Genomic DNA, 26,965 nt, shown 5'->3' with positions numbered 1-26,965 from the left:
GCATCCCCCCGGGATACGCCGTCCGGGGCACCGGTGGCACCAACCCCCTCTTGTTGGAGCTGAGTCGAACAGGTACACCTCGCCGTACCGATCTCAGGAAGCCCCGGAGGAGGTACGTGTGCGCACCGCGAGAACCGTCCCCGTGCTCGCCCTAGTGACCGTCGGATCCCTGTTCCTCACCCCGCACGGCGCCGTGGCCGACCGCCCCGCGCCCACCCGGGAACGCGACGCCGCCGACGACCGGGCCGCCCGCGCCCCGGCAAGCGCGGCCCAGCGGGCCCTGGCCGGGCACGCCCCCGCCCTGGACCGGACCGTGCGGGGCTACCCCCGCGAGCAGGTCCTCTCCCCCGACCCCGAGAACCCCGCCGACAAGTCCCTCAAGCTGGGCCTCGTCCCGTACCACGCCATCGCGCCGAAGCTGAACGCCCTGCAACGGCTGGGCGACCGGGTGAGCGTGGAGATCGCGGGCCGTTCGGCCGGCGGGCACCGCTTGTATCTCGTCACGGTCACCGCACCCGAGACCCACCACCAGGCACTCGCCCAGGAGCGGATGCGCCACCTCATCGAGAACGCGCCCACGACGGCCGCCAAGTCGCCCGAGATCAAGAAGAGTTACAAGACCCCCGTCTTCTTCAACAACAACATCCACGGCAACGAGTGGGAAGGCACCGACGCCTCCCTGCGCCTGATCGAACGCCTCGCCACGGCGGACGACCGCGCCACCCGGGACCTCCTCGCCCGCAACCGCCTCTACTTCAACATCACCGCCAACCCGGACGGCCGGATCGCCGGCACCCGGGCCAACGCGGGCGGCTTCGACCTGAACCGGGACTTCGTGACCGCCGCGCAGCCCGAGACGCGGGCGATGCGGCAGATCCTGCTCGACAAGCAGCCGGCCGTCATGCTCGACCTGCACGGCTACGTCAACGGCACCCTCATCGAGCCCACCACTCCCCCGCACGGCGAGAACTACGAGTACGACCTGTTCCTGAAGAACACCTACGCCAACGCCCTCGGCATGGAGGCGGCGGTCAACGCACTCGGCCACACCCCGCAGCAGGACGGCGTGCAGCCCGCGCAGATCCCGTTCCGGGACCAGGAGGAGGGCTGGGACGACTGGCCGCCGATCTTCACCCCGCAGTACGCCGCCTTCCACGGCACGGTCGCCGCGCACACGGTGGAGATCCCGCTGCGGGTGAACAACACCGCCTACGACACCCTGCCGGCCGAGGAACTGCGGCGCCGGTCCGCGATCAACGTCGACATCGCCGGTGCCGCGCTGCGCGCCACGCTCGACTTCGCGCAGTCCAGGCGGAGTTCGCTGATCGCCGACCAGATCGAGGTCTTCCGCCGGGGAGCGGCCGGAGCGGCCCAGGTGCCGGTCTCGGCGGAGACGGTTCCGGGCGTCCCCGGCATCGGGCCCGAGGACGTCTACACGACCGCCTTCCCCCGCGCCTACGTCATCCCCGGCGCCACCACCGCCGCCGCCCGCCTGGTCGACCACCTGATCGCCAACGACGTCCGTGTCACCCGCGCCACCCGCCCGTTCCGGCTGGACGGCAGGACGTACCCGAAGGGCGCGTACGTCGTCGACCTGCGCCAGCCCAAGCGCGGCATGGCCAACGTCCTGCTGGCCGACGGGCGGGACATCAGCGACAAGGTGTCGGTGATGTACGACATCTCCGGCTGGAGCCTCGGCAGGCTGTGGGGCGCCGAGGTGCGCCCGGTGACCTCCGGAAGCCTCAAGGGGCTGCCCCTGCGGGCCGTGGGCGAGGCCGCGCCCGTCGGCCGGGTCGCCCCGCGCGGCGACCTGCGGCTGCGGCTGACCGACCCGAACGAGGTGGCCGCGCTCAACCACCTGCTCCAGCAGGGCGTTCCGGTACGGCGGGCCGCTGACGGCAGTGCGCTGGTGCCGGGGTCGGCGCGGACGCCGGCGGCGCAGGCGGCACGCCGGTACGACGTCGTCCTCGACGCCACCCGGCTCGGCGGCGGTGCCGAGCTGCGCCCGGTGCGGGTGGCGGCGGCCGTGACGGCGGGCGAGCTGTTCGCGCTGCGGGAGATGAACTTCGAGGTCGTGCCGGTCTCCACGGCCGTGCTCAACGCGGGGTTCGACTGGTCCTCGGTGGACGTGCTGTTCGTGTCGGCGGGCCTGGACCACGGCGGCCTCACCCCGGCCGCCCGCACCGCCCTGGACGCCTTCCTCGCCGGGCACGGGCTCGTCGGGCGGGGCACCGCGGGCGCCGCGCTCAACACGGCGGCCGGGCTGCCGGCGGCGACGGCCGTGGCGGGCAACCGGAACGCCAACGGCGTGGTGCGGCTGGTGGATTCGGGCGGCGCCACGGACCATGGGTTCGTGTACGCGCCGGTGTGGTTCACCGGCCTCGGGCCCGGCATGCGGGTCGAGCAGTCGTACGCGGCCGGGAATCCGCTGCTGTCCGGGCACTGGCGGCCGGACGAGGACGGCTCGGGCGGGCCGGCGGACGCGGCGGGCCGGGCGGCGGTGGTCAGCGGGGAGCGGGCCGTGCTGTTCGGCACCGAGCCGCTGTTCCGGGATCATCCCAAGGGAGAATTCGCCCAGCTGGGAAGGGCGCTGTTCACCATGGCACACGCGCACAGCGGTTAGTCGAGTACGAGGAGAGCGGATGACGCTGGAGATCCACGGCACCGTCGCGGACGGGTTCGAGGCGGTGCGCGAGGCGTTCACCGCGTTCGTCGCGGAGGAACGGCCGGACTACGAGGGGCAGTTGTGCGCGTACGTGCACGGCCGCAGGGTGGTCGACCTGTGGGCCGGGGGCGGCGCGGACGGGGAGTCGCTGTACGGCGTGTTCTCCTCCACCAAGGGGGCCGCCCATCTGGTGGTAGCTCTCCTCGTCCAGGACGGCACCCTCGAACTGGACCGCGAGGTCACCTACTACTGGCCCGAGTTCGCCGCCGAGGGCAAGGGCGGTCTCACCCTGCGTGGGCTGCTCGCGCACCGGGCGGGTCTGGTGGGCCTGGACGCCGGGTTCACCGCGGAGGAGCTGGCGGACGACCGGGTCATCGCGGAACGGCTCGCCGACCAGCGGCCGTTCTGGCGTCCGGGCACCGCCTTCGGCTACCACGCCCTGGTCATCGGGGCGCTGACCGGCGAGGTCGTCCGCCGGGCCACGGGCCGTACGCTCCAGGAGGTGTACGAGGAGCGGGTGCGCGCGCCGTACGGGCTGGACTTCTTCCTGGGGCTGCCCGCCGCCCTGGAGCCCCGTTTCCGTCCGGTCCAGCCGATGGCGCCGACGCCGAAGCAGCAGGCGCTGCTGGACGCGACGCCGACCGGCCCGCACACGCTCTCCTCGATCGCCTTCAACACCCATGTGCCGGAGCCGGGTCAGCTGGTCGACCACGCCAACTCCCGTACCGTGCGCGCCAAGGGCCCGGCCTCGGCGGGCGGAGTGGCCGCCGCCCGGGGACTCGCCGGGATGTACGCGGCGGCGATCAGCGCGGTGGACGGCCGTCCCCCGCTGCTGAAGCCGGACACGGTCGCCGAGGTCGGCCAGATCCACTCCGTCGGCTACGACCTGGTCGCCCGCGCGCACAAGGCGTTCGGCCTGGGTTTCCAGGCCACCGCGGACGTCTGGTACCCCTTCCTGGGCGCCGGTGCCTTCGGCCACAGCGGGGCGGGCGGCTCCCAGGGCTTCGCCGACCCCCGCAGCGGCCTGGCCTACGGCTACGCCAGGCGCCGCTGCGCCTTCCCGGGCGGCGCGGCCCCGGAGAACGCCCGGCTGGTGCGGGCGGCCCACACGGCGGCGCTGGCGGTCTGACACAGGCGAAGGCCGCACCCCGCGTCCAAGGGTGCGGCCTTCGTCGTACGCGACGACCTGCGTCAGCCCAGCGTCACGGTGATGTTCCCGCGCGTCGCCTTGGAGTACGGGCACACCTCGTGGGCCTTCTTCAGCAGGCTCTGCGCCGTCTCCGCGTCCACGTTCGGGATGCTGGCGGAGATCTCGACGATCAGCCCGAAGCCGTCGTCGTTCTTGCCGATGCCGACCTTCGCGGTGACGGTCGAGCCGGAGATGTCGGCCTTCTCCTGGCGGGCGACGACGCCGAGCGCGCCCTGGAAGCAGGCGCTGTACCCGGCGGCGAACAGCTGCTCCGGGTTGGTTCCGGCGCCGCTGCCGCCCATCTCCTTCGGCGGGTTCACCACGACGTCGAGCTTGCCGTCATCGGTGGCGACCCGGCCGTCGCGGCCGTTCTCGGCGGTGGCGACGGCTGTGTACAGGACATCGGTCTGCTGGATGGACATGCGGTGTCTTCTCCTCCTCGGTCCGCCGCGACTCGCGCCCACGATCGACGGCGGTTTCGGAAAGAAGTTACCGCATACCGGAAAGTCGTAGAAGGGGTGGCGGCCGGGGAGGGGCTCAGAGCTTGACGATCATCTTCCCGGTGTTGTCGCCGCGCAGGACCCCGAGGAACGCCTCCAGGTTGTTCTCGATGCCCTCGACGACCGTCTCGCGGTACTTCAGCGCGCCCGAGGCGACCCAGGGGCCGACCTCCTGGACGAACCGCGGCTGGAGGTCGTAGTGGTCGCCGACCAGGAACCCCTCGATGCGGCCGCGGGTCTGGATGAGCCGGGCGAGGTTGCGGGGGCCGGGGGCGGCCTCGGTGTTGTTGTAGACGGAGATCATTCCGCAGACCGCGATACGGCCGTCGCGGTTGAGCCGGCCGATGGCGGCCTCCAGGTGGTCGCCGCCGACGTTGTCGAAGTAGACGTCGATCCCGTCCGGGGCGGCCTCCCGCAGCTGCTCGCCGACCGGGCCGTTCTTGTAGTTGAAGGCGGCGTCGAAGCCGTACTCCTCGACGAGCAGCTTGACCTTCTCGTCGGAGCCGGCCGAGCCGATGACCCGGGAGGCGCCCTTGAGCCTGGCGATCTGGCCGACCTGGCTGCCCACGGCACCCGCGGCGCCGGAGACGAAGACCGCGTCGCCCTCCTTGAAGGAGGCGGTGCGCAGCAGGCCCGCGTAGGCGGTCAGGCCGGTCATGCCGAGGACGCCGAGGTAGGCCGACAGCGGCGCGGCGTCCGCGTCGACCTTGACCGTCTGGGCGGCGCCGACGGTGGCGTACTCGCGCCAGCCGCCGAAGTGCAGGACGTGGTCGCCGGGGGCGATGCCGTCGACGGTCGAGGCGACGACCTCGCCGACGGCGCCGCCCTGCATGGCCTTGCCTAGCTCGAAGGGGGCGACGTAGGACTTGGCGGCGCTCATCCGGCCGCGCATGTACGGGTCGACCGAGAGGTACGCGTTGCGCACCAGCACCTCGTCCGGTCCGGGCTGCCGGATCTCCGCCTCCACGAGGGCGAAGTCCTCGGGCTTGGGCCAGCCGACCGGGCGGCTGAGCAGGTGCCACTCACGGCTGACGGCGGGGAGGGCGGGGGATTCGGGCATGGCGGGTGACCTTCCTGAATACTTCATTACCTGAAACAACCATGCGCCTGAATATTTCATGATGTCAAGTAACGGGTTACGCTGGACGCCATGGCCACCCCGCACCCGCCCCACCGCCCCGATGAGCTGACCATGGAGGTCGTCGACCTGATCGGGTCCGTGGTGGCGCGGTACCACGAGGAGTACGAAGAGGCCGCCGGCACGCACGCGCTGACCGGGGCGCAGGCCCGGCTGCTGGGGCTGCTGTCGCTGGAGCCCCTGCCCATGCGGAAGCTGGCGCAGCGGCTCAAGTGCGAGCCGTCGAACGTGACCGGGATCGTCGACCGGCTGGAGGCACGGGGGCTGGTGGAGCGGCGGCCCGATCCGGCGGACCGGCGGGTGAAGGTCGCGGCGGCGACTCAGGAGGGGCGGCTGGTCGCCCGGAGCCTGCGGGAGTCGCTCCGGTTCGCCCGGGAGCCGCTCGCGGGGCTCTCCGAGGACGAGCGGCTGGCGCTGCGGGACCTGCTGCGGCGGATGCTGGAGTCCTGAGCCGGCCGCACGCCGGTCACGTCAGCCGCACCACCACAGGAAGCGTGTGCAGGTCTCCACCGGGTCCGGCTCGGGCTCCGGTGTCGTCGGGTCCGCCGTCGGGGTGGGCTCCGGGTCCTGCGTGGTGGGCTCCGGGGCCTGGGACGTCTCGGGGACCGCCGCTCCCCCTGTCGCCGACGACTGGGCGTCCTTCGTCGGCCTGTCCTCCGGCTGTTCCGACTCCGTGTCCTGCGCGGACTCCGACTCCGACTGAGACGGTGACGGGGAGGCGGAGGTGCTCGGGGACGCCGTGGCCGGTGTGTCCTGGGTGTCGCTGATCGGCTCCGCCGTCTCGACCGCCTCCTCCTCGGCGCCGCCGTCCGTGGAGGCGTCGCCCGCCGCGGCCGGGGCGGGCGACGAGCCCGGCGCGTCCAGGCCCAGCTCGGCGAGGCTCAGGCCGCCGCCGGCGAGCAGGAAGCCCGCGGTGACCAGCAGGGTGCGGCGGCGCCGGCGGCGGTGCGCCGCCGCCTTGCGGTCGCGGCGGCTGGCGCCCTCGGGCGCGTCCTCGCCGGGCTCATGGATGTCCGCACCACGTCCGCCCCGGGCCGACCGGCGGGCCGCCGCCCGGCCCCCGGCCCTCGCACCCCCCGCGACCGGCTCCGGCGCGCGCTCGGCCTCCTCGTACACGGCGTACGCGGCCGGCCGCGGGTCCTCCTCGCTCGGGTACGCGGGGAGCTGTTCGGCCGGTGCGCCGCAGCCCGGGCAGGCGAGGGCGCCATTCAGGTGCCGTCGGCACGGGTGGCAGTAGTCCATGACGCGGGAAGACTAAGTTCCGGGGAGATCACGTTCATAGGGCAGCCTGTGAAGGTTGTGTGCGGAACTACCCCCTCCGCCGCGCCCGTTGAGGTATACGCCCCATCCGTCACCGATGCCGTCCCGAAAGGCGTGTCGAAAGCGGTGTCGAAACCGTTATGCGTGCGACCCATTGACACCCCCGCCGCCCCCTCCCTACTGTCACGTCAGCATTTCGAACGTGTGTCGAAATATCGAACACACGCTAATGAACCGACGACGCAGCAAGGGACAACTGCCGTGCGCATCACCGGAATCAGCACACACGTGGTCGGAACGCCGTGGCGCAACCTGACCTATGTACAGGTGCACACCGACGAGGGCATCACGGGAGTCGGTGAGACCCGGATGCTGGGTCACACCGACGCGCTGATCGGCTATCTGCGAGAGGCCGAGACCAACCACATTCTCGGCTCCGACCCGTTCGCCACGGAAGACCTCGTGCGCCGCATGAAGTACGGCGACTACGGCCGCGCGGGCGAGATCGTGATGTCCGGGATCGCCGTCATCGAGATGGCCTGCTGGGACATCAAGGGCAAGGCGCTCGGGGTGCCGGTCTGGCAGCTCCTGGGCGGCAAGGTCACCGACCGGGTCAAGGCGTACGCCAACGGCTGGTACACCACCGAGCGGACGCCCGAGGCGTACCACAAGGCGGCCCAGGGGGTCATGGAGCGCGGGTACAAGGCGCTCAAGATCGACCCCTTCGGCACCGGGCAGTTCGAGCTCGACCACGAGCAGAGCCTGTACGCCGTCTCCCTCATCGAGGCGGTCCGGGACGCCATCGGCCCGGACGCGGAGCTGATGCTGGAGATGCACGGCCGGTTCTCCCCGGCCACCGCGGTCCGGCTCGCCCACGAGCTCGCGCCCTTCAAGCCGGCCTGGCTGGAGGAGCCCTGCCCGCCGGAGAACCTGAAGGCGCTGGAGAAGGTGGCCGCCAAGGTGGACATCCCGGTCGCCACCGGGGAGCGGATCCACGACCGGATCGAGTTCCGGGAGCTCTTCGAGAGCCAGGCCGTCGACATCATCCAGCCCGACGTCGGTCACATCGGCGGCATCTGGGAGACCCGCAAGCTCGCCGCCACCGCCGAGACCCACTACATGCTGGTCGCCCCGCACAACGTGGGCGGCTCCGTGCTGACCGCGGCCTCCCTCCAGGTCGGCTTCAGCTCCCCCAACTTCAAGATCCTCGAGCACTTCAACGACTTCGCGGACTCCGAGATCAAGAAGGTCGTCAAGGGCGCGCCACAGGTCGTGGACGGCTACTTCCACCTCTCCGACGCCCCCGGTCTCGGCGTCGAGCTGGACGTGGACGCCGCCGCCGAGTTCCCGCAGCAGCAGGCCCGCTTCGACCTGTGGGCCGAGGGCTGGGAGCGGCGCCGGCCGAAGGGCACCCAGAAGTGAGCAGCGCCGTCGTCGTCGAGGCGCCCGGCGAGCACCGGCTGGCCGAGCACACGCCGCGCGAGCCCGGTCCCGGGGAGGCGCTGGTGCGCGTCCACGCGGTCGGCATCTGCGGCAGCGACCGCGAGGTGTACCAGGGCAACCGGCCCGAGGGGTACGTGCGGTACCCGCTCACCCCGGGCCACGAGTGGTCCGGGACCGTGCAGGGGGTCGGCGCCGGGGTGCCCGAGTCCCTCGTCGGCCGCAAGGTCGTCGGGGAGGGCTTCCGCAACTGCCAGGTCTGCGACCGCTGCCACGCCGGCGAGACCACCCTGTGCACCGCCGGGTACGAGGAGACCGGGTTCACCCAGCCCGGGGCGATGGCGGCCACGCTCACCCTGCCGGCCCGGCTGCTGCACGTGCTGCCGGACGACTGCGATCTGACGGCCGCCGCCCTGCTGGAGCCCGCCGCCTGTATCGCCGCCGCGGCGATCAAGGCGAACGCCCGCCCCGGTGAGCGGGTCGCGGTGGTCGGCACCGGGACGCTCGGCATGTTCGCCGTGCAGTTCCTGCGGGCCGGATCACCGGGCGAGCTGCTGGTGGTGGGCACCCGGCGGGACCGGGAGGCGCTGTCCCGGGAGTTCGGCGCCACCGGCTTCCGCACCCGGGACGAGGAGCTGCCCGACACCTTCGACGTGGTCATCGAGACCGCCGGGTCCGCGTCCGCCGCGCGCACCGCGGCCTCCCTGCTCAGGCGCGGCGGACGCCTGGTCCTGACCGGCATCCCGGCGCCGGGCGCCGCGGGTCTGGACCCGACGGACCTGGTCGTACGGCAGCTGGAGGTGCACACCGTCTTCGGGGCCCCGCCGGATGCCTGGGCGCACACGGCGCGGGTGTTCGCGGCCGGGCTGCTCGATCCGCTGCCGCTGGTCACGCACGAGCTGCCGCTGGACGGGTTCGCGCGCGCCATCGAGCTGGTCGGGTCGGGCGATCCGAAGGTCGGGAAAGTCCTGCTGCGCCCCTAGCCGTGCGCCGGTGCGGGGGCGACCTGACGGCCCCCGCACCGGCGTACCACCAAGCCTTTGTCGTACCCAGAGCCGCGAACTTCGTCCGAGATAACGAACAAGAAGGACAGCTTGTGACCGACGCTTCCGCCACGGCAGCCCGTCGACCCGGCGAGCAGGCGCTCGCCGCCCTCGGCCTGGGCGCGCCCGACCTCTCCCCCGCCGACGCCTCGCCCCACTCGTTCCCGGGCGGCGGCCGCTGGCGCACCGAGATTCCCTCGTGCGAGGGTCCCGAAGCGCTGGCCGTTGTCCTGAAGGAAGCCTCGCGGCTCGATGTGCCGATCCACCGGATCAGCCAGGGCAGCGGCGTCTGGATGCTGACCGACGCCGAGATCACCGAGATGGTCGAGGCCACCGGCGAGCGCGACATCGAGCTCTGCCTGTTCACCGGCCCGCGCGGCACCTGGGACATCGGCGGTTCCACCCGTACCGACTCCCGGGGCGCGGGGCTGCGGGCCCGCGGCCACGACGCGGTGGCCGGCTGCGTCGAGGACGCCGTGCGCGCCACCGAGCTGGGTGTGAAGTGCCTGCTCGTCGCCGACGAGGGCGTGCTGTGGACCCTGCACCGGGCGCGCGGGGCCGGGATCATCCCGGCCGACACCACGCTCAAGGTGAGCGCGCTGATCGGCCCGGTCAACCCGGCCGCCTACGCGGTCTACGAGCGGCTCGGCGCGGACTCGGTCAACGTGCCCAGCGATCTGACGCTGGACCACCTCACCGAGATCCGGCGGGTCTCCGCCGCCCCCATGGACATGTACATCGAGGCCCCCGACGACCTCGGCGGCTATGTCCGGATGTACGAGGTCGCCGAGCTCATCCGGCGCGGCGCTCCGCTGTATCTGAAGTTCGGTCTGTCCAAGGCGCCCGGACTCTACCCCTACGGCCACCACCTGCGGGAACTCACGCTGTCCACCGCCAAGGAGCGGGTGCGGCGGGGCCGGCTGGCGCTGGATCTGCTCGCCCGGCACGGGGCCGACGGGCAGATGGCTCCGCTGGGCTCTCGACTGCCGGGGGATCTCCGACGTTTCGAAACATATTCATAAAGGTTTCGGCGCCCCCTTCACAGAAGCCGACGCAGCCAAACAGAATCCCACACACCCAGCCGTGCTGAGACATCAAGGAAGATGACCATGCGCAACCGCAGAGCCGCTCTCGCCGCGATAGCCACCGCCGCCTCCCTCGCCCTCACCCTGACCGCCTGCGGCCAGGACGGCGAAGGCGGCAGCGAGGAGGGCAAGGGGTCCACCGAAGGTGCCACCATCGGCATCGCGATGCCGACCAAGTCCTCCGAGCGCTGGATCGCCGACGGAAAGAACGTCGAGACGCACCTCAAGGACATGGGCTACAAGACCAAGCTGGTCTACGGGGAGGACGACCCCGACCAGCAGGTCTCGCAGATCGAGAACCTGATCACGCAGGGTGTGAAGGCGCTGATCGTGGCGGCCATCGACAACAAGTCGATGAACAACGTGCTGCAGCAGGCCAAGGAAGCCGACATCCCGGTCATCTCCTACGACCGCCTGATCCTCGGCACCGAGAACGTCGACTACTACGCCTCCTTCGACAACGAGAAGGTCGGCGAGCTCCAGGCCACCTACATCGTCGAGAAGCTCGGCCTGAAGGACGGCTCGGAGAAGGGCCCCTTCAACATCGAGCTGTTCGCCGGCTCCAACGACGACAACAACACCCGCTACTTCTTCCAGGGCGCAATGAACGTCCTGCAGCCCTACATCGACAAGAAGCAGCTCGTCGTCCGCTCCGGCCAGACCAACATGACCCAGGTCACCACCCTGCGCTGGGACGGCGGCACCGCCCAGAAGCGCATGGACGACATCCTCACCTCGGCCTACAAGTCCGAGCGGGTCGACGCGGTGCTCTCGCCGTACGACGGCATCTCCATCGGCATCCTGTCGGCGCTGAAGTCGGACGACTACGGCTCCAAGTCCAAGCCGCTGCCGATCGTCACCGGCCAGGACGCCGAGGTCGCCTCGGTGAAGTCGATCATCGCCGACGAGCAGTCGATGACCGTCTACAAGGACACCCGCGAACTCGCCAAGGTCGCCTCCGACATGGTCGACGCGGTGCTCAACGACAAGAAGCCCGAGGTCAACGACGAGGAGACCTACGACAACGGCTCCAAGGTCGTGCCCGCCTACCTGCTGGAGCCGGTCAGCGTGGACAAGGAGAACTACCAGAAGGTCGTCGTCGACTCCGGCTACATCAAGGAAAGCGACCTCAAGTAACCTCCGGCACCCACTGATTGGAAGGCACGACCATGGCGGGACCCGTCCTGGAAATGCGCTCGATCGTCAAGACCTTTCCCGGCGTCAAGGCGCTGTCGGACGTCACGCTGACCGTCCGGCAGGGCGAGGTCCACGCCATCTGCGGGGAGAACGGCGCCGGCAAGTCGACCCTGATGAAGGTCCTCTCCGGCGTCCACCCGCACGGCACGTACGAGGGCGAGATCCTCTTCGAGGGAACGGCCTGCGAGTTCAAGGACATCCGGGCCAGCGAGCAGCACGGCATCGTGATCATCCACCAGGAACTGGCGCTGATCCCCTACCTCTCCATCGCCGAGAACATCTTCCTCGGCAACGAGCACGCCACCCGCGGGATCATCAGCTGGACCGAGACGCTCCGGCACGCCACCGAGCTGCTGCGCCGGGTCGGGCTGAGCGATCACCCCGACACCCGCGTCGCCGACATCGGCGTGGGCAAGCAGCAGCTGGTGGAGATCGCCAAGGCGCTCTCGAAGAAGGTGAAGCTGCTCATCCTGGACGAGCCGACCGCGGCCCTGAACGACGAGGACAGCGGTAAACTCCTCGATCTCATCCTGGAGTTGAAGAAGCAGGGCATCACCGCGATCATCATCTCGCACAAGCTGAACGAGATCCGCAAGGTCGCGGACTCGGTGACGATCCTGCGCGACGGCCGGACCATCGAGACCCTGGATGTGAAGGCCGAGGGGACCACCGAGGACCGGATCATCAGCGGGATGGTCGGCCGCGACCTGGAGCACCGCTTCCCCGAGCGGACACCGCACCAGCCGGAGGAGGGCGCGGCGCCGGCCCTGGAGATCCGCAACTGGACCGTGCACCACCCGATCGACCAGCAGCGCAAGGTCGTCGACGATGTGTCGATCGCGGTGCGGCGCGGCGAGATCGTCGGGATCGCGGGCCTGATGGGCGCGGGCCGCACCGAACTCGCGATGAGCGTCTTCGGGCGGACCTACGGCCGGTACGCGGGCGGCACGGTCCTCAAGGACGGCACGGAGATCCGTACCAAGTCCGTCCCCGAGGCGGTCAAGCACGGCATCGCCTACGTCACCGAGGACCGCAAGCACTACGGCCTCAACCTCATCGACACCATCAACCGCAACATCTCGCTCAGCGCGCTGGGCAAGGTCGCCAAGCGGGGCGTGGTGGACGAGCACGAGGAGCGGCAGGTCGCCGAGGGCTTCCGCAAGTCCATGAACATCAAGGCGCCCACCGTCTTCGAACCGGTGGGCAAGCTGTCCGGCGGCAACCAGCAGAAGGTCGTCCTCAGCAAGTGGATCTTCGCGGGTCCCGATGTGCTGATCCTGGACGAGCCGACGCGCGGTATCGACGTCGGCGCCAAGTACGAGATCTACACCGTCATCGACCAGCTGGCCGCCCAGGGCAAGGCGGTCGTCTTCATCTCGTCCGAGCTGCCGGAACTGCTCGGCATGTGCGACCGCATCTACACGATGGCCGCGGGGCGGCTGACCGGTGAGTTCTCGCGGGCCGAGGCCTCGCAGGAATCGCTGATGCGCCAGATGACCAAGGACAAAGAGGTATCCCGATGAGCACGGATGTGACCGCGAAGACGCCGGCCCCGGCGCCGCCCGGCAAGGGCGGTTCGGCCACCGGCGACGGACTGCTCCAGCTGATGCTGGACGGCATGCGCCGCAACATGCGGCAGTACGGCATGCTGTTCGCGCTCGGGCTGATCGTGGTGCTGTTCGCCGTATGGACCGACGGTGACCTGCTGCTGCCCCGCAACGTCTCCAACCTGGTGCTCCAGAACAGCTACATCCTGATCCTCGCGATCGGCATGATGCTGGTGATCATCGCGGGCCATATCGACCTGTCGGTGGGGTCACTGACGGCGTTCATCGGTTCCATGGCCGCCGTGTTCATGGTCAGGAACGATCTGCCCTGGCCGGTCGCCGTCATCCTCTGCCTGGCCATGGGCGCGATCGCGGGCGCGGTCCAAGGGTTCTTCATCGCCTACGGCGGCATACCCTCGTTCATCGTCACGCTCGCGGGCATGCTGATCTTCCGCGGTCTGACCGAGATCTTCCTGGAGGGCCAGACCCTCGGCCCGTTCCCGGAGGGGCTGCAGAAGGTCTCCAACGGCTTCATGCCCGAGGTCGGCCCGGACACCAACTACCACAACCTCACCCTGTTGCTCGGGTTCGCGCTGATCGCCTTCGTGATCTTCCAGGAGTACCGCGACCGGCGCCGCCAGCAGGAGTTCGCGCTGGAGGTCGCGCCGCGCAACCTGTTCCTGCTGAAGCTGGTCGCGCTCGGCGCCGCCATCCTCACGCTGACGATGCTGCTCGCCAGCTACAAGGGCGCCCCGTACGTCCTGCTGGTCCTCGGGGTGCTGCTGGTCGGCTTCGGCTACCTGATGCGCAACGCGATCATCGGCCGCCACATCTACGCCATCGGCGGCAACCTGCCCGCGGCCAAACTGTCGGGTGTGAAGGACAAGAAGGTCACCTTCCTGGTCTTCCTGAACATGGGCATGCTCGCGGCCCTGGCGGGTCTGGTCTTCGCCGCCCGCTTCAACGCGGCCTCGCCCAAGGCCGGCCTCAACTTCGAACTGGAGGCGATCGCCGCCGCGTTCATCGGCGGCGCGTCGATGAGCGGCGGTGTCGGCACGGTGCTCGGCGCCATCATCGGCGGTCTGGTCCTGGGCGTGCTGAACAACGGTATGAACCTCGTCGGCATCGGCACCGACTGGCAGCAGGTCATCAAGGGCCTGGTCCTGCTGGCGGCGGTCGGGTTCGACGTGTGGAACAAGCGCAAGGTCGGTTCGTAAGTCGCTCGGGCCCCGCCGGAAGGCGGGGCCCGCTTCCTTTGCAGGAGCCGCAACATGGAACTGAGCAGACGTACCGTCATCGCCGGGGCCGCAGCCGCCGGTGTCACCGCCGCGATGAGCGGCACGGCCCATGCCACAGGGGGGCACAAGCCGGTGAAGTCGCTCTTCGGCAAGCTCGCCGACGGCACGAAGATCCACCGCTGGTCGCTGGAGAACGGAGGGACCCGGCTGAAGGTCCTCTCCTACGGCGGCATCGTCCAGTCCCTGGAGATCCCCGACCGGCGGGGCCGCCGGACCAACGTCTCGCTGGGCTTCGACACCATCGAGGAGTACGTCGCCTCCAGCCCCTACTTCGGCGCCCTGATCGGCCGCTACGGCAACCGCATCGGCAAGGGCCGCTTCACCCTGGACGGCAAGACCCACCAGCTCTCCGTCAACGACGGCGAGAACAGCCTGCACGGCGGGGCCAAGGGCTTCGACAAGGTCGTCTGGGACGTCGAGCCGTTCACCAAGGGCTCGGACGTCGGCCTGTACCTCTACTACACCTCCGTCGACGGCGAGATGGGCTACCCCGGCACGCTGCGCACGAAGGTGACGTACACCCTCACCCGCTCCGGCGACTGGCGCATCGACTACGAGGCCACCACCGACAAGGCCACCGTCGTCAACCTCACCAGCCACGTCTACTGGAACCTGGCCGGCGAGTCCAGCGGCACCATCTACGACCACGAGCTGTCCATCGCCGCCTCCCGTTACACGCCGGTCGACTCGGGGCTGATCCCCACGGGCGAGCTGGCCGAGGTGGCGGGCACCCCCTTCGACTTCCGCCGCACCAAGACCGTCGGCGAGGACATCCGCGTCGCGCACCAGCAGCTGCTGTACGGCAAGGGCATCGACCACAACTGGGTGCTGGACAAGGGCATCACCGCCAGGCCGGAATGGGTGGCGACGCTGCGGGACCCCTCCTCCGGCCGCACCCTGAAGATCGCCACCACCGAGCCGGGGCTGCAGTTCTACTCGGGCAACTTCCTCGACGGCACCCTGGTCGGCAGCGGCGGCTCGGTCTACCGCCAGGGCGACGCCCTGTGCCTGGAGACGCAGCACTTCCCGGACTCGCCGAACCAGCCGTCGTTCCCGTCCACCACCCTGCGCCCCGGCCAGACGTACCGGACGACGACGGTGCACTCCTTCAGCGCCTGAGCCGCACAGCGCCTGAAACCTCACAAGGTGTTCACAACTTCCCGGCAAATTCACACAGGTTGAACAGCGCCACACCGGCATCCGTATCCCAGGGTGGCCCGCGCTCCCCCGCGCGGGCCACCCGGACCCGGAGGTTGCCTTGGCTGAGAACGTCACCTCGCTGTTCCGCAGCACGGCGGCGCACAGCCCCTCGATGGCCGCGCTGACCCGTGAAGGCGGTGAGGGCGCCGGGCCGATCGACTTCTGCATCCCGTGCAACCCGTACTTCCCCACGCCCGCCATGTTCGACGACCTGGCGGGCCGGCTGCGCGACATCATCACGTACTACCCGAGCAGCGCCGACACCATCACGGCCGAGCTGTGCAACCTCCTCCGACTCCCCCCGCAGGCCGTCGCCATGGGCAACGGCTCGACCGAGCTGATCACCTGGATCGACCACCTGCTGGTGCGGGAGTCCCTCGCCGTCCCCGTCCCCACCTTCGGCCGCTGGACCGACCAGCCCATGGAGACCGGCAAGCGGGTCGACATGTTCCCCCTCCAGGAGTCCAGCGGCTTCGCCCTCGACCTCGCGCAGTACGCCGAGTTCATCCGGGTCCGCGGCACGCGTGTCGCGGTGATCTGCAACCCCAACAACCCCGACGGCGGCTTTCTGCACCGGCACGCCATCGTGCAGTTCATGGACGCCATGGCCGACCTCGACCTCGTCGTCATCGACGAGTCGTTCCTGGAGTTCGCCGACGCGGAGGCCGAACCGTCGGTCGTGCAGGAGGCGATGCTGCGGCCCAACGTGGTCGTGCTGCGCAGCCTCGGCAAGAACTTCGGTCTGCACGGCATACGGTTCGGATACCTGGTCGCGAACCCGGCGCTCGCCGGGCGCGTCCGCTCGATGCTCCCCAAGTGGAACCTCAACGCCTTCGCCGAGCACGTGGTGTTCATGCTCAAGCACCACGGGCCCGAGTACGCCGAGAGCCTGCACCAGGTGCGCCGGGACCGGCTGGACATGGCGAGCCAGCTGGCCGCGCTCCCCGGACTCACGGTCTACCCCTCGCAGGGCAACTTCCTCTTCGTACGGCTGCCCGTCGGCGCCGAGGGCACGGTCGTGCGGGACCGGCTGCTCACCGAGCACCGGATCCTGGTCCGTGAGTGCGGCAACAAGATCGGTTCGTCCAGCCGCTTCCTGAGACTCGTGGTGCGCCCCCAGGTGGACGTGCGTCGCCTGGTGTCCGGCCTGGAACAGGTGCTCTACGGGACCAGGAGGGGAGCGGCCGCCGTACCCGAGCCGGCTACCGGGACCAGCTACAGCTCGGGTACGGCGGCCGTGGACCGGTTGGTGGGGTCGACCAACGGGGCGGGGATGGCTATGCCGATGCCTGTGCCTCCGGCGGTTGTGCCGGCTCCAGTTCCGGCGCCTGTTCCCGCGCCGATGCCTATGCCTGCGCCGATGCCCATGCCTGCGCCCATGCCTGCTGCGGCGGCTTTTGAGCCTACGCCGCCTGGGGTTCCGGCCCGGGGTGGGCTTACGGCGGCGCAGGTTCGGGGGACGACGGGGCCGGGGTTGGCCCCTGCTCCGGCTACGGGGTGGCCCAACGCGGCAGGAATGGGGTGAGCCTGTTGTTCGGCGGGTGCGGGGTGCGTTGTGGTTGATCGCGCAGTTCCCCGCGCCCCTGGGGGGTTTCTCTTACACCGGGTTCAGGCGCCACTGTTGGCAGTTGTTGTTCAGCCATGCCCATTGGCGTACGTCCGCTCCGTCTGCCGTGCCGCAGTTCGACACGTCCGCCACCTTTCCCGTGGCCTGATTGACGATCCTTGCGTAGCCGTCCGTTGTGGCTATGAAGCGGAAGCGCTGGCAGGTGTTGTTCAGCCAGGGCCACTGGCGCAGATCGGCGCCGTCGGCCGAGGAGCAGTTCTCGGTGTCGAGGACCTTGCCGGTGCCGACGTTCACCAGACGGTGGGTGTCGTCGCCCAGATCCTCCAGGCGCCAGCGCTGGTTGGTGCCGCCGTTGCACGTCCACTGCTGGACATTGGCCCCGTCCGCCGTCGAACCGCCCGCCACCTCAAGGCACTTGCCGCTGTTGCGGTTGCTGAGCGTGTACGTGGTCGACGCCGACGCCGGTTCCCCCGAGGGCCCCGCCAGGCTCGCGCCCAGGGCCACCGGTGTGCCGAGGTTCGGCGAACCGTCCGCGCTCCAGGTGAACTTCTGCGCCCTGGTCGTACGGCCGTTGTCGCAGCCCTCGGACGCGGAGTCGTTGGCGTGGTAGACGATCCAGTTCTCCGTGCCGTCCGGCGAGGTGAAGAAGCCGTGGTGGCCGGGGCCGTACACGCCCGCCGAGTCGTTGCGCTGGAAGACCGGCGTGGACTTCTTCGTCCAGGCGGCGGCGGACAGCGGGTCGGAGCCGGTGAGGCGCAGCTGGCCCAGCTTGTAGTCGGGGGTCCAGCAGCCGCTCGCCGAGTAGACCAGGTAGGTCTGGCCGCCCCGCTGGAGGAGCTCGGGGCCCTCGTTCACGGTGCCGCCGGACCGCTCCCAGTCGTAGGTCGGCGTCGAGATGGTGGAGAAGCCCGTGGCCAGGGTGTACGGGTTGGACATCCGGGCCGCCACCAGGTTCTGGGTGCCTCCGCTGGCGCTGCCGAAGAGGTAGAGCTGACCGTTGATCGTGCCGACGGTCGGGTCCAGCATCCAGGACGAGTTGAGCTGGTTGCGGTAGGTGTACGGGCCCATGGGGTCGGAGCCCGCGCTCTCCAGGACATGGGTGCGCTGGGTCGGCACGTAGTCGGAGACGTTCTGTCCGGCCACGTAGTAGAGGTACCAGCGGCCGTTGAGGTAGTGCAGCTCCGGCGCCCAGATGTTGCAGCAGCGGGAGGCCGCGTCGCCCTGCCAGACCTGCACGCTGGGGGCGGTGGCCAGGCCGGCCAGCGTGGCGGACTTGCGGATGGTGATCCGGTCGGTCCAACTGGTCGTCACCAGGTAGTAGTTGCCGTTGTGGTACGAGATCCACGGGTCGGCGCCCTTGACCGACTTCACGGGGTTGCTGAACGAGGCGGCACTGGCGGGGGTCTGCCCCAGGGCGAGCAGGAAGACCAGCGCGGCCAGCAGGGTCAGTACGCGACGGGCCATCCGCTGCTCCAGTTCAGGAGGTTGATGCCGAGCTTGGGCGTGCCGTTGTCCTGGCCGTCGTAGTAGTGGTAGACGATCAGGTCGCCGTCGACGTCGTTCATGATCGACTGCCCGCCGGGGCCGATGTAGCGGCCGTGGGACTCCAGCACGGGCGTCCCGCCGTTGTTCATCATCGACACGCCGTTCCTGTCGTAGTACGGCCCGGTGACGCTGGTGGCGCGGCCGACCTTGACCTTGTACGTGGAGCTGGTGCCGGCACAGCAGGTGTCGTACGAGGCGAACAGGTAGTAGTAGCCGTTGCGCTTGACGATGTAGGGCGCTTCCACGGCCTTGGTGCCGGTCGGGCGGGAGGCCAGGGAGTAGCGGGTGGTGTTGGTGGCGAGCTGCTTGCCGGTGGCGGGGTTGATCTGGATCATCTTCAGGCCCGTCCACCAACTGCCGAAGGACAGCCACCACTTGCCGTCGCTGTCGACGAAGAGGTTCGGGTCGATGGCGTTGTAGTCGCTGGCCGAGCCGGAGGTGTAGACGGTTCCCTGGTCCGTCCAGCTGCCCGGCCGGCCGGTGCTGGAGGTGGCGAGCCCGATCGCCGAGGTGTTGGAGCCGAACTTCGAGACGGAGTAGTACAGCAGGTACTTGCCGCCGTGGTACGAGATGTCCGGCGCCCAGGCCTCCGGTACGGAGGAGTACGCCGACCACCAGCCCGGGCGGGCGGAGAAGGCGTCGGCGCCGGCGGTGAAGGCGATGCGGTTGCCGGACGTCTTGCCGGCGATGCCGCCGCCGGTGGCGTACAGCAGGTACTGGCCGGAGGCGGTGCGGATCATCGTGGGGTCGTGGACGACGGTGGAACCGGTGACCGTGCCGGGGTTGGGGTAGGCCGACGCGCTGGACGGGATCAAGGCCAGCAGGAAGGCGGCGGGGAGGGCGAGGAGAGCGGTTCTGGTGCGGCTCACGTGAACGCTCCTGTTCTGTATGTCGAACATCGATCGTCACTTCGGACGGACCGTAGAATCGAACCCCTTGCGCGTCAATGGTTCGCGCAGCAACTAAACAGCCGCGGCTACGGAGTTGCGCTGGACGGCAGGCGCCTTCTACACGCTCGCGGGTGACGGCTCCTCAGTCACCGCCGGCTCCGCCTGCTCCCTGCGGTAAGCGCGGATCGACCAGGTCAGTGCGGCCGTCCAGGCGGTGAAGAGGGTGACGTGGACGAGAGTGGTCACCCACGGTGGGGCCGTGAGCCAGGTGCTGTTCAGGAGGGTGCGGGTGTTCGTCGTGACGATGACGCCGCCTACCGCCGCGCCGAGGACGCGGAGCGGGACCAGGCGGACCAGCCAGGCGGCCACCGGCGCGGCGATCAGGCCGCCGAGCAGGAACGCCGTCACCCAGACGACGTCGATGCCCTGCGAGCCGAGCGAGAAGAGGAAGCCGAGGCTGGCGGCGACGGCCACCAGGAACTCGCTGGTGTCGATCGAGCCGATCACCTTGCGCGGCTCCAGCCGGCCGCTCGCCAGCAGCGCGGGCGTGCCGACCGGGCCCCAGCCGCCTCCGCCGGTCGCGTCCAGGAACCCGGCGACCAGGCCGAGCGGGGACAGGAACCGCTTGCGCAGCGGCTTGCCGAGCCGCCCTTTCGGGAGGCCGCGGAAGGTGAAGCGGGACATGACGTAGACGCCGAGGCTCAGCAGGATCAGGGACATCAGCGGCTCGGCGAGCTGGGTCGACAGCCTCGACAGGACCGTCGCGCCCAGGAAGGCGCCCACCGCCCCCGGTACGCCGATCCTCGCGACGACCCTCCAGTCCACGTTCCCGAACCGCCAGTGCGCGGCGCCCGACATCAGGGTGGTGCCGATCTCGGCGAGGTGGACGGTGGCCGAGGCGGCGGCCGGGTTGGTGCCCAGGGCCAGCAGCAGCGTGGTCGAGGTGACGCCGTAGGCCATGCCGAGGCTGCCGTCCACGAGCTGGGCGCCCAGGCCCGCGAGGGCGAGCAGTATCAGCGTGCGCATGGGTCGGGACGCTAGGGGATCCAGCTGAGGGAGAGCTGAGAGGGCTTCTAAGGGTTTTCCCAGGCGGCCGGTTCCGCGGCCAGCAGCTGGACGTGCTCGGGCAGCGCGCCGGTGGCGATGTCCGCGACGGTGACGCCCTCCAGGATCCGGCGGACATTGGCGCGCAGCGCGATCCACAGCGGCAGCAGCGGCTCGGCCGACCCGGCGTAGGACAGCCCGGTCGGGCGGACCCCGCGCACGGAGACGATGGGGCCGTCGACGGCCCGGATCACATCGGCGACCGTGATCGCCGACGCGTCCCGGGCCAGCCGGTACCCGCCGTTGCCGCCGCGCCGGCTGTCGACCAGACCGGCGCGGCGGAGGTCGCCGAGGATGCCCTCCAGGAACTTGTGCGGAATGTCCTGCTCGGTGGCGATGGCCTCCGCCTTCACCGGGCCGTCGTCCTGGCGCACGGCGAGCTCCAATACCGCTCGTACCGCGTAGTCCGCCCGTGCCGAGATCCTCATACGACCATTGTCACCGCTGTCCCAGGTGTCCGTGTCAGCCCAGCCGGATCACGTTCCAGGACAGCGGTTCCAGTACGGCGGTCAGGACGCCGTCCGTCAGCGCCGTGCCCTCGCCCGGGTGCGGGGCGACCCGCTCCGGCTCGTCGAGCGTGTTGCGGGCATCGGGGTCGGCGTCGGCGAGCGCGCTGTGCTCGACGACCCGGGTCAGGTCCAGGCCGTTCAGGGCGACTTCGAGCGGCAGCGACTCGGTGCGGCTGCGGTTCACCGCGAACACGGTGACCGTCCCGTCCTCGGCGCGCACGGCGGTGGCGTGCAGCAGGTCGGCCTCGCCGTACTTCTTCGTCTCGTACGTCGGCGAGTCGACCCGGACGTCCAGGACCTGGCCGCGGCCGTACCGCGACGCCTGGGCGAACGGGAAGAACGTCGTCTGCCGCCACGCCGGGCCGCCGGGCTCGGTCATGATCGGGGCGATGACGTTCACGAGCTGCGCGAGGCAGGCGACCGTGACGCGGTCGGCGTGCCGGAGCAGGGCGATGAGCAGCGAGCCGAAGACGACGGCGTCGGTGACGCTGTAGTTGTCCTCCAGCAGCCGGGGCGCCTCCGGCCAGTCCAGGGCGCTGACCTGGGCCTCGGTGCGGGACAGATACCAGACGTTCCACTCGTCGAAGGAGAGGTTGATCTTCTTCTTCGACTTCAGGCGGGCGCCGATGTGGTCGCAGGTGGCCACGACGTTGTCGATGAAGGACTCCATGTCGACGGCCGAGGCCAGGAAGGAGTCGACGTCACCGTCGAGCGGCTCGTAGTAGGCGTGCAGGGAGATGTAGTCGACGAGGTCGTACGTCTCCTTGAGGACCGTCGCCTCCCACTCGGCGAAGGTCTCCATGGACTGGCCGGAGCTGCCGCAGGCGACGAGTTCGACGGACGGGTCGATCTGGCGCATGGCGCGGGCCGTCTCGGCGGCGACCCGGCCGTACTCCTCGGCCGTCTTGTGGCCGGTCTGCCAGGGGCCGTCCATCTCGTTGCCCAGGCACCACAGCTTGATGCCGAAGGGGTCCTTGTCGCCGTGGCCGCGGCGCAGCTCGGAGAGTGCGGTGCCGGAGGGGTGGTTGGCGTACTCCTGCAGCTCGATGGCCTCCGCGACGCCCCGGGTGCCGAGGTTGACGGCCATCATGGGCTCGGCCTGGGGGCCGACCTTCTTGAGGAAGGCGATGTACTCGGAGAGGCCGAAGCGGTTGGACTCCGTCGTGCGCCAGGCGAGGTCGAGGCGGCGGGGGCGGTCCTCGACCGGGCCGACCGAGTCCTCCCACTTGTAGCCCGAGACGAAGTTGCCGCCGGGGTAGCGGATGGCGGTGACGCCGAGTTCCCTGACGAGGTCGAGGACGTCCTGGCGGAGGCCGGCCTCGTCGGCGGTGGGGTGGTCGGGTTCGAAGATGCCGGTGTATACGCAGCGGCCGAGGTGTTCTACGAAGGATCCGAAGAGCCGGGGGTTGACCTCACCGACGGTGAACGCGGGGTCGAGGGTGAAGCGGGCGGTGTGCATTTTCGCCTTTCGAAGGGGGTGGTTCCGTGTGGATGGCGTCTGCGGGTCGTGGGGGCTGATCGCGCCCACGCGGCGGAGCCGCAAATAGACACAGCCCCGCGCCCCTAGCGGACGTTCGGCCAGCCGTTCTTTTGCCAGCTGAGCTTGTTCAGGCCCAGCTTCGGCGTGCCCTCGTCCTCCGCGTCGTAGTAGTGGTACGCCAGCCAGTCCTCGCCTCGGTCCTCGAAGACCGACTGGCCGCCCGTGCCGATGAAGCGGCCGTGGCCCTCCAGGACCAGGTCGCCGCCGCCCTCCAGCATCGGCTTGCCCGTGCTGTCGACGTACGGGCCCTTGATGTCCGTCGAGCGGCCCACCTTGATCTTGTAGGTGGAGTTCACTCCCGAGCAGCAGGCGTCGTAGGAGGCGAAGAGGTAGTAGTGGCGGCCGTGTTTGACGATGTACGGGCCCTCGACGGCGTACGGGACGTCGGGGCGGGTCGCCAGGTGGTGGACCGTGGCTCCCGGGACCGCCTTGCCGGTGCGCTCGTCGAGTTCGACCATGCGGATGCCGGTCCAGTACGAGCCGAAGGACATCCAGAGCCTGCCGTCCGCCTTGATCAGGGCGGGGTCGATGGCGTTCCAGTGGTCGGTCGTCCCGGAGCTGAACACCTTGCCGTGGTCGGTCCACGTGCCGGGCAGGCCGGAGCGGGAGGTGGCGACGCCGATCGCGGAGTGGTTGGTGCCCCAGGACGAGACCGCGTAGTACAGCCAGTACCTGCCGTCGCGGTAGGAGATGTCCGGGGCCCACGGATCACCGGTGTCGTTGTACTCGTACCACCAACTCGGCGGCTCGGCGAAGGCGTTGCCCGCGTCGTCCCAGTGCTTGCCGTCCTTCGACAGGCGGGCGCCGATCACGCCGCCGGTCGAATAGGCCGCGTAGCCGCCGGACTTGAGGCGGATGACGGTGGGGTCGTGGATGATCTGCTGGCCGGTGACGGGGCGGGGGTCGGGGTAGGTCCCGGCCGCCTGCGCCGTGTGGGGCAGCAGGGCGATGAGGGCCGCCGCCGTCACGGCGGTCAGGGTGCTGCGCAGGGTCACTGTCCCGCCAATCCCGTGTGGGCGACGCCCGCCACGATCTGCCGCTGGAAGAAGACGAACACGACGATCAGGGGCAGGCCCGCCATCAGGCCGCCGGCCATGAGCTGGGCCCACTGGATGCCGTAGGAGTTCATGACGGTCGCGATGCCGTTCGGCATGGTCATCAGGTCGGGGTTGTTGGTCACCATGTACGGCCACAGGAAGTTGTTCCAGGAGGCGATGAAGGTGAAGATGCCGACCGCCGCGAGGGAGGGGCGGGCCAGCGGGACGACGATGGTGAAGAAGACCCGCCAGCGGCCCGCGCCGTCGATGAACGCGGCCTCCTCCAGCTCGCGCGGGATGCCCTGGAAGAACTTGTAGAGGATGTAGACCATCGCGGCCGGCGCGCACTGCGGCAGGATCATGCCCCAGTAGGTGTCGACCATCCCCATCTGCTGGACCGTCGTGAACAGCGGCACGCCGAGCACCGCCGGGGAGACCATCAGGCCCGTCATCACCAGGCCCAGCAGGGCGTTCTTGCCGCGGAACTCGGTGCGGGCGAAGCCGTACCCGGCGAGGGCGCTGACGACCAGCACGACGGCCGTGACGCAGACGGAGACGACCAGGGAGTTCACGAACCAGTTGGTGACGTTGCCGGTCTCCCACAGCGACCGCCACGCCTGGCCCGTCCAGACCTCCGGCAGCCAGTGCGGCGGGATCTCGGCCGCCTCGGCCTCGGACTTCAGCGAGGTGAGCAGGGCCGCGGCCATCGGCGCCATGAAGACGGCGGAGACGGCGGCGCCGATCAGGGTGAGCACGATCTGGCTGGGGGTCCAGGTACTGCGGGGCTTGAGCCGTATCGGTGCGCCGCTCATCGGGTGCCCTCCTCACGGGTGCGCAGCAGCCACATCCGCGTCAGGGCGACGGCTGCGATGAGCACGAAGAAGATGATGGACATCGCGGAGGCGTAGCCCACGCGGTAGCTGGTGAAGCCCTGTTCGAGGGTGTACTGGACGAAGGAGCGGGTGGACAGCTCCGGTCCGGGGCCGAAGTCCATCATCACGACGGCCTGGTCGAAGAGCTGGAGCGAGGCGAGGATCTGCAGCGCGATCACCAGGCCGGTGATGTTGCGCAGCAGCGGCAGCGTGATGTGGACCATGCGGTGCCAGGCGTTGGCGCCGTCCAGTTTGGCGGCCTCGTAGAGGTGGCCGGGGATGCCCTGGAGGGCGGCGAGGTAGAGCAGGAAGGAGAAGCCGACGGTCCACCACAGGGTGGTGATGACGATGGCGAACATCGCGTACGACTTGTCGGTCAGCCAGGGCGTCTGCAGCCCGAAGGTCTCGTTGAACAGGCCGATGCCCTGGGTGAACAGCCACTGCCACATGTTGGCCGCGACCGTGGAGGGCAGGAGGAAGGGCGCGAAGAAGCACAGCCGCCACAGCCATTTGGCGCGCTCGATGTGGTGGGCGAGCATCGCGAGCAGGAAGGCGAGGACGGTGATGCAGGGCACGACGAGCAGCGTGAAGTAGGCGCTGTGGCCCAGCGCGTCCCACATCGCGGCGTCGTTCAGGGCTTCGCGGTAGTTGTCGAGGCCGACGAAGCTCGCGCCCTCGCCGGAGATGTTGGCGTCGGTGAAGCTGAGGTAGACGCCCCGCAGCAGCGGCCAGATCACGAACAGGGCGAACAGGGCCAGGAAGGGGGCGACGAACCAGCCCCCGTGCTGGAAGCCCTGCTTGCGGCGGACGGTGGCACTCGCGGCGGCGGTCCTCGCCCGCGCCGGTGCGACGGCGGTCTGAGCGCTGGTCGCCATCATGCGGCCGCACCTCCCTCGGCGGCGGTCCGGCCGTCCATCGGGTTCTTCGAGGCGAGCAGCCGGGTGAGCCGGCTCTTCATCGTCCGGGCGACGGCGGCCGGCTGGGCGGAGCCCATCGTGGAGGAGACGACGACCGGGCCGAGGTCCTGGGCGAGCACGCCGGTGGAGCCCGCGAACCACACCTTCGGCTCGGTGGCCTGGTGGTCCATGGCGCTGACGTACTCGTTCTGCGGGGTGAGCTTCCGGTACGCGTCCGTGCTGAGCGTCGGCGTGTACGCGGGGATGTGGCCGCCGGCCGCCCACTGCTGGGCGTGCTGGACGACGTACGCGGCCAGTCGGTGCGCGGCCTCGTTGGCGGCGCCGCCGCGGCCGGCCTGGTGGGGCAGGACGAAGGCGTGCGACTCGGCGTGGGTGGCCTGCTTGCCGAAGACGGGCGGGAGCGGGGTGGCGCCGTAGTCGAGTTCGGCACCGGAGAAGACCGGCACCGACCAGTTGCCCTCCCAGGTGAAGGGGGCGCCGTTGACGAACTGCTCGCCGGTGGGGGCGCCGGGGATGACATAGCCGTCGGTGACGTGCTGCCGCAGGAACTCCAGGACCTGGGTGGCCTTGTCGGCGTCGAAGAGGACCTCCGTGTGGTCGTCGTTGAACCACTCGCCGCCGAGCTGGGTGTAGAAGGCGACGAAGAACCACCACTGGAAGTTCTGGTCGTTGGTCCACAGGCCGATGGTCTGCAGGCCCTTCTTCTGGACCGCCTTGGCCCGCTTCAGGACGTCGAACCACTCGGCGGTGGAGCCGACCGGGATCATCCGGCCGTCGTCGCCGAGCAGATCGGCCTGCTTGAGCACGTCCTTGCGGTAGAAGCAGAGCTGGACGTGGATGTCGAGCGGCAGGGCGTAGAGCTTGCCGTCGATGACGCCGCGGCTCCACAGCGCGGGGTTGAAGTCCTGCTCCTTCACGCCGTACTCGGCGAGCAGGCCGACGTCCCACGGGTCGAGGAGGCGGCCCGGGGAGAAGCCGGCGACCCGGCCCACGTGCATGACGCCGAGTTCGGGGGCGCGGTCGCCCGCGGCGGCCATGGCCAGCTTGGTGTAGAAGGGGTTGCCCCACTGGAGCGTGGAGTCCTTGACCGCGATGTCCGGGTACTGCTTACGGAAGGCGTCCAGCATCGCGATCATGTTGGAGCCGTCGCCGCCACTGAAGAGGTTCCAGTAGCGCACCCGGGTGTCGGCGCCGGAGGCGAGCGCGTCGGCCCCGGTCCCGAGCGCCGCGAAGCCGAAGCTTCCGGCGACCGTCAACCCGCCCATTCCGGCGAGGAGTTGCCTGCGACTCAGGCCAGGTCGTCCCATGCCCTGCCCTTACTGTTCGGGATTTCGAATGGTGCTCGTAACTTCGAACGGGACCGTAGGGTCGAAGCGCTTGCGCGTCAATGGGTTGCGCAGGAATTTCAAGGTGCTTTCAGGC

At 69.9% G+C, this 26,965-nt stretch carries 23 protein-coding genes; 11 read left to right on the top strand and 12 right to left on the bottom strand.

The genetic code is table 11. The features are described from left to right. The first annotated feature begins 118 nt into the window (after nucleotides 1-118). Both ACWD1Z_RS19385 and ACWD1Z_RS19380 read left to right on the top strand, forming a co-directional pair. A complete protein-coding gene (locus tag ACWD1Z_RS19385) occupies nucleotides 119-2,623 on the top strand; it encodes a M14 family zinc carboxypeptidase (protein WP_451120129.1) in 2,505 nt (834 codons plus the stop codon). A gap of 19 nt (nucleotides 2,624-2,642) precedes the next feature. Next, a complete protein-coding gene (locus ACWD1Z_RS19380) occupies nucleotides 2,643-3,794 on the top strand; it encodes a serine hydrolase domain-containing protein (protein WP_451120127.1) in 1,152 nt (383 codons plus the stop codon). 62 nt (nucleotides 3,795-3,856) lie between these two features. On the opposite strand, the gene ACWD1Z_RS19375 is transcribed toward ACWD1Z_RS19380, so the two are convergent. Both ACWD1Z_RS19375 and ACWD1Z_RS19370 read right to left on the bottom strand, forming a co-directional pair. Then, nucleotides 3,857-4,276: an organic hydroperoxide resistance protein gene (locus ACWD1Z_RS19375; protein WP_389416238.1), complete on the bottom strand. Its 420-nt coding sequence runs from the start codon at nucleotides 4,274-4,276 to the stop codon at nucleotides 3,857-3,859. A gap of 115 nt (nucleotides 4,277-4,391) precedes the next feature. Beyond that, complete coding sequence (locus ACWD1Z_RS19370; protein WP_451120125.1) at nucleotides 4,392-5,414, bottom strand: NADP-dependent oxidoreductase; 1,023 nt, start codon at nucleotides 5,412-5,414, stop codon at nucleotides 4,392-4,394. A 90-nt stretch (nucleotides 5,415-5,504) separates the two neighbouring features. Here ACWD1Z_RS19370 and ACWD1Z_RS19365 point away from each other — a divergent pair, with 90 nt between their 5' ends. Further along, on the top strand, nucleotides 5,505-5,942 hold the full coding sequence (locus ACWD1Z_RS19365) for a MarR family winged helix-turn-helix transcriptional regulator (RefSeq protein WP_451120124.1): 438 nt from the start codon (nucleotides 5,505-5,507) through the stop codon (nucleotides 5,940-5,942). Between the two features lie 21 nt (nucleotides 5,943-5,963). Here ACWD1Z_RS19365 and ACWD1Z_RS19360 read toward each other — a convergent pair whose 3' ends face one another. Next, nucleotides 5,964-6,734, bottom strand: a complete 771-nt coding sequence (locus ACWD1Z_RS19360) for an SCO2400 family protein (RefSeq protein WP_451120122.1) — start codon at nucleotides 6,732-6,734, stop codon at nucleotides 5,964-5,966. A 279-nt stretch (nucleotides 6,735-7,013) separates the two neighbouring features. On the opposite strand from ACWD1Z_RS19360, the gene ACWD1Z_RS19355 reads away from it, so the two are divergent. The 8 genes from ACWD1Z_RS19355 to ACWD1Z_RS19320 all read left to right on the top strand — a co-directional run bounded on the left by ACWD1Z_RS19355 (nucleotide 7,014) and on the right by ACWD1Z_RS19320 (nucleotide 17,087). Next, nucleotides 7,014-8,174 (top strand): mandelate racemase/muconate lactonizing enzyme family protein, encoded by a 1,161-nt coding sequence (locus ACWD1Z_RS19355; protein ID WP_451120120.1) that lies wholly within the window; start codon nucleotides 7,014-7,016, stop codon nucleotides 8,172-8,174. Beyond that, complete coding sequence (locus ACWD1Z_RS19350; protein ID WP_451120118.1) at nucleotides 8,171-9,175, top strand: zinc-dependent alcohol dehydrogenase; 1,005 nt, start codon at nucleotides 8,171-8,173, stop codon at nucleotides 9,173-9,175. The genes ACWD1Z_RS19355 and ACWD1Z_RS19350 overlap by 4 nt, the downstream gene beginning before the upstream one ends. Nucleotides 9,176-9,288: 113 nt before the next feature. After that, entirely contained in the window at nucleotides 9,289-10,257 is a 969-nt protein-coding gene (locus ACWD1Z_RS19345) for a hypothetical protein (protein ID WP_451120117.1), read from the top strand. 87 nt (nucleotides 10,258-10,344) lie between these two features. Continuing rightward, on the top strand, nucleotides 10,345-11,457 hold the full coding sequence (gene chvE / locus ACWD1Z_RS19340; protein WP_451120115.1) for a multiple monosaccharide ABC transporter substrate-binding protein: 1,113 nt from the start codon (nucleotides 10,345-10,347) through the stop codon (nucleotides 11,455-11,457). 32 nt (nucleotides 11,458-11,489) lie between these two features. Beyond that, nucleotides 11,490-13,040 carry a multiple monosaccharide ABC transporter ATP-binding protein gene (mmsA, locus tag ACWD1Z_RS19335; RefSeq protein ID WP_451120114.1) on the top strand — a complete coding sequence of 517 codons (1,551 nt, stop codon included), beginning with the start codon at nucleotides 11,490-11,492 and terminating at the stop codon, nucleotides 13,038-13,040. Continuing rightward, nucleotides 13,037-14,281, top strand: a complete 1,245-nt coding sequence (gene mmsB, locus ACWD1Z_RS19330; RefSeq protein WP_451120112.1) for a multiple monosaccharide ABC transporter permease — start codon at nucleotides 13,037-13,039, stop codon at nucleotides 14,279-14,281. The genes mmsA and mmsB overlap by 4 nt, the downstream gene beginning before the upstream one ends. A gap of 54 nt (nucleotides 14,282-14,335) precedes the next feature. Next, entirely contained in the window at nucleotides 14,336-15,481 is a 1,146-nt protein-coding gene (locus ACWD1Z_RS19325) for an aldose epimerase family protein (RefSeq protein WP_451120111.1), read from the top strand. Between the two features lie 139 nt (nucleotides 15,482-15,620). Beyond that, nucleotides 15,621-17,087 carry a pyridoxal phosphate-dependent aminotransferase gene (locus ACWD1Z_RS19320; protein WP_451120109.1) on the top strand — a complete coding sequence of 489 codons (1,467 nt, stop codon included), beginning with the start codon at nucleotides 15,621-15,623 and terminating at the stop codon, nucleotides 17,085-17,087. Nucleotides 17,088-17,159: 72 nt separating this feature from the next. Here ACWD1Z_RS19320 and ACWD1Z_RS19315 read toward each other — a convergent pair whose 3' ends face one another. The 9 genes from ACWD1Z_RS19315 to ACWD1Z_RS19275 all read right to left on the bottom strand — a co-directional run bounded on the left by ACWD1Z_RS19315 (nucleotide 17,160) and on the right by ACWD1Z_RS19275 (nucleotide 26,850). Continuing rightward, nucleotides 17,160-18,593 carry a family 43 glycosylhydrolase gene (locus ACWD1Z_RS19315; RefSeq protein ID WP_451120107.1) on the bottom strand — a complete coding sequence of 478 codons (1,434 nt, stop codon included), beginning with the start codon at nucleotides 18,591-18,593 and terminating at the stop codon, nucleotides 17,160-17,162. Beyond that, nucleotides 18,575-19,573, bottom strand: a complete 999-nt coding sequence (locus ACWD1Z_RS19310; protein WP_451120106.1) for an arabinan endo-1,5-alpha-L-arabinosidase — start codon at nucleotides 19,571-19,573, stop codon at nucleotides 18,575-18,577. Before ACWD1Z_RS19310 ends, ACWD1Z_RS19315 begins: the two co-directional genes overlap by 19 nt. A gap of 108 nt (nucleotides 19,574-19,681) precedes the next feature. Next, on the bottom strand, nucleotides 19,682-20,590 hold the full coding sequence (locus ACWD1Z_RS19305) for a sulfite exporter TauE/SafE family protein (protein WP_451120104.1): 909 nt from the start codon (nucleotides 20,588-20,590) through the stop codon (nucleotides 19,682-19,684). A gap of 47 nt (nucleotides 20,591-20,637) precedes the next feature. After that, nucleotides 20,638-21,096, bottom strand: coding sequence for an RrF2 family transcriptional regulator (locus tag ACWD1Z_RS19300; protein ID WP_451120102.1), 459 nt, complete (start codon nucleotides 21,094-21,096; stop codon nucleotides 20,638-20,640). A gap of 34 nt (nucleotides 21,097-21,130) precedes the next feature. Beyond that, complete coding sequence (arfA, locus tag ACWD1Z_RS19295) at nucleotides 21,131-22,636, bottom strand: arabinosylfuranosidase ArfA (protein ID WP_451120101.1); 1,506 nt, start codon at nucleotides 22,634-22,636, stop codon at nucleotides 21,131-21,133. A gap of 104 nt (nucleotides 22,637-22,740) precedes the next feature. Then, entirely contained in the window at nucleotides 22,741-23,712 is a 972-nt protein-coding gene (locus ACWD1Z_RS19290) for an arabinan endo-1,5-alpha-L-arabinosidase (protein WP_451120099.1), read from the bottom strand. Continuing rightward, nucleotides 23,709-24,566, bottom strand: coding sequence for a carbohydrate ABC transporter permease (locus tag ACWD1Z_RS19285; protein WP_451120097.1), 858 nt, complete (start codon nucleotides 24,564-24,566; stop codon nucleotides 23,709-23,711). The genes ACWD1Z_RS19290 and ACWD1Z_RS19285 overlap by 4 nt, the downstream gene beginning before the upstream one ends. After that, nucleotides 24,563-25,504, bottom strand: coding sequence for a carbohydrate ABC transporter permease (locus ACWD1Z_RS19280; protein WP_451120096.1), 942 nt, complete (start codon nucleotides 25,502-25,504; stop codon nucleotides 24,563-24,565). Before ACWD1Z_RS19280 ends, ACWD1Z_RS19285 begins: the two co-directional genes overlap by 4 nt. Beyond that, on the bottom strand, nucleotides 25,501-26,850 hold the full coding sequence (locus ACWD1Z_RS19275) for an extracellular solute-binding protein (protein ID WP_451120094.1): 1,350 nt from the start codon (nucleotides 26,848-26,850) through the stop codon (nucleotides 25,501-25,503). Before ACWD1Z_RS19275 ends, ACWD1Z_RS19280 begins: the two co-directional genes overlap by 4 nt. Between the last annotated feature and the right edge of the window lie 115 nt (nucleotides 26,851-26,965).

Source organism: Streptomyces sp. NPDC002784 (genome assembly GCF_053592135.1).
This window is presented reverse-complemented; position numbering and strand designations above follow the sequence as displayed.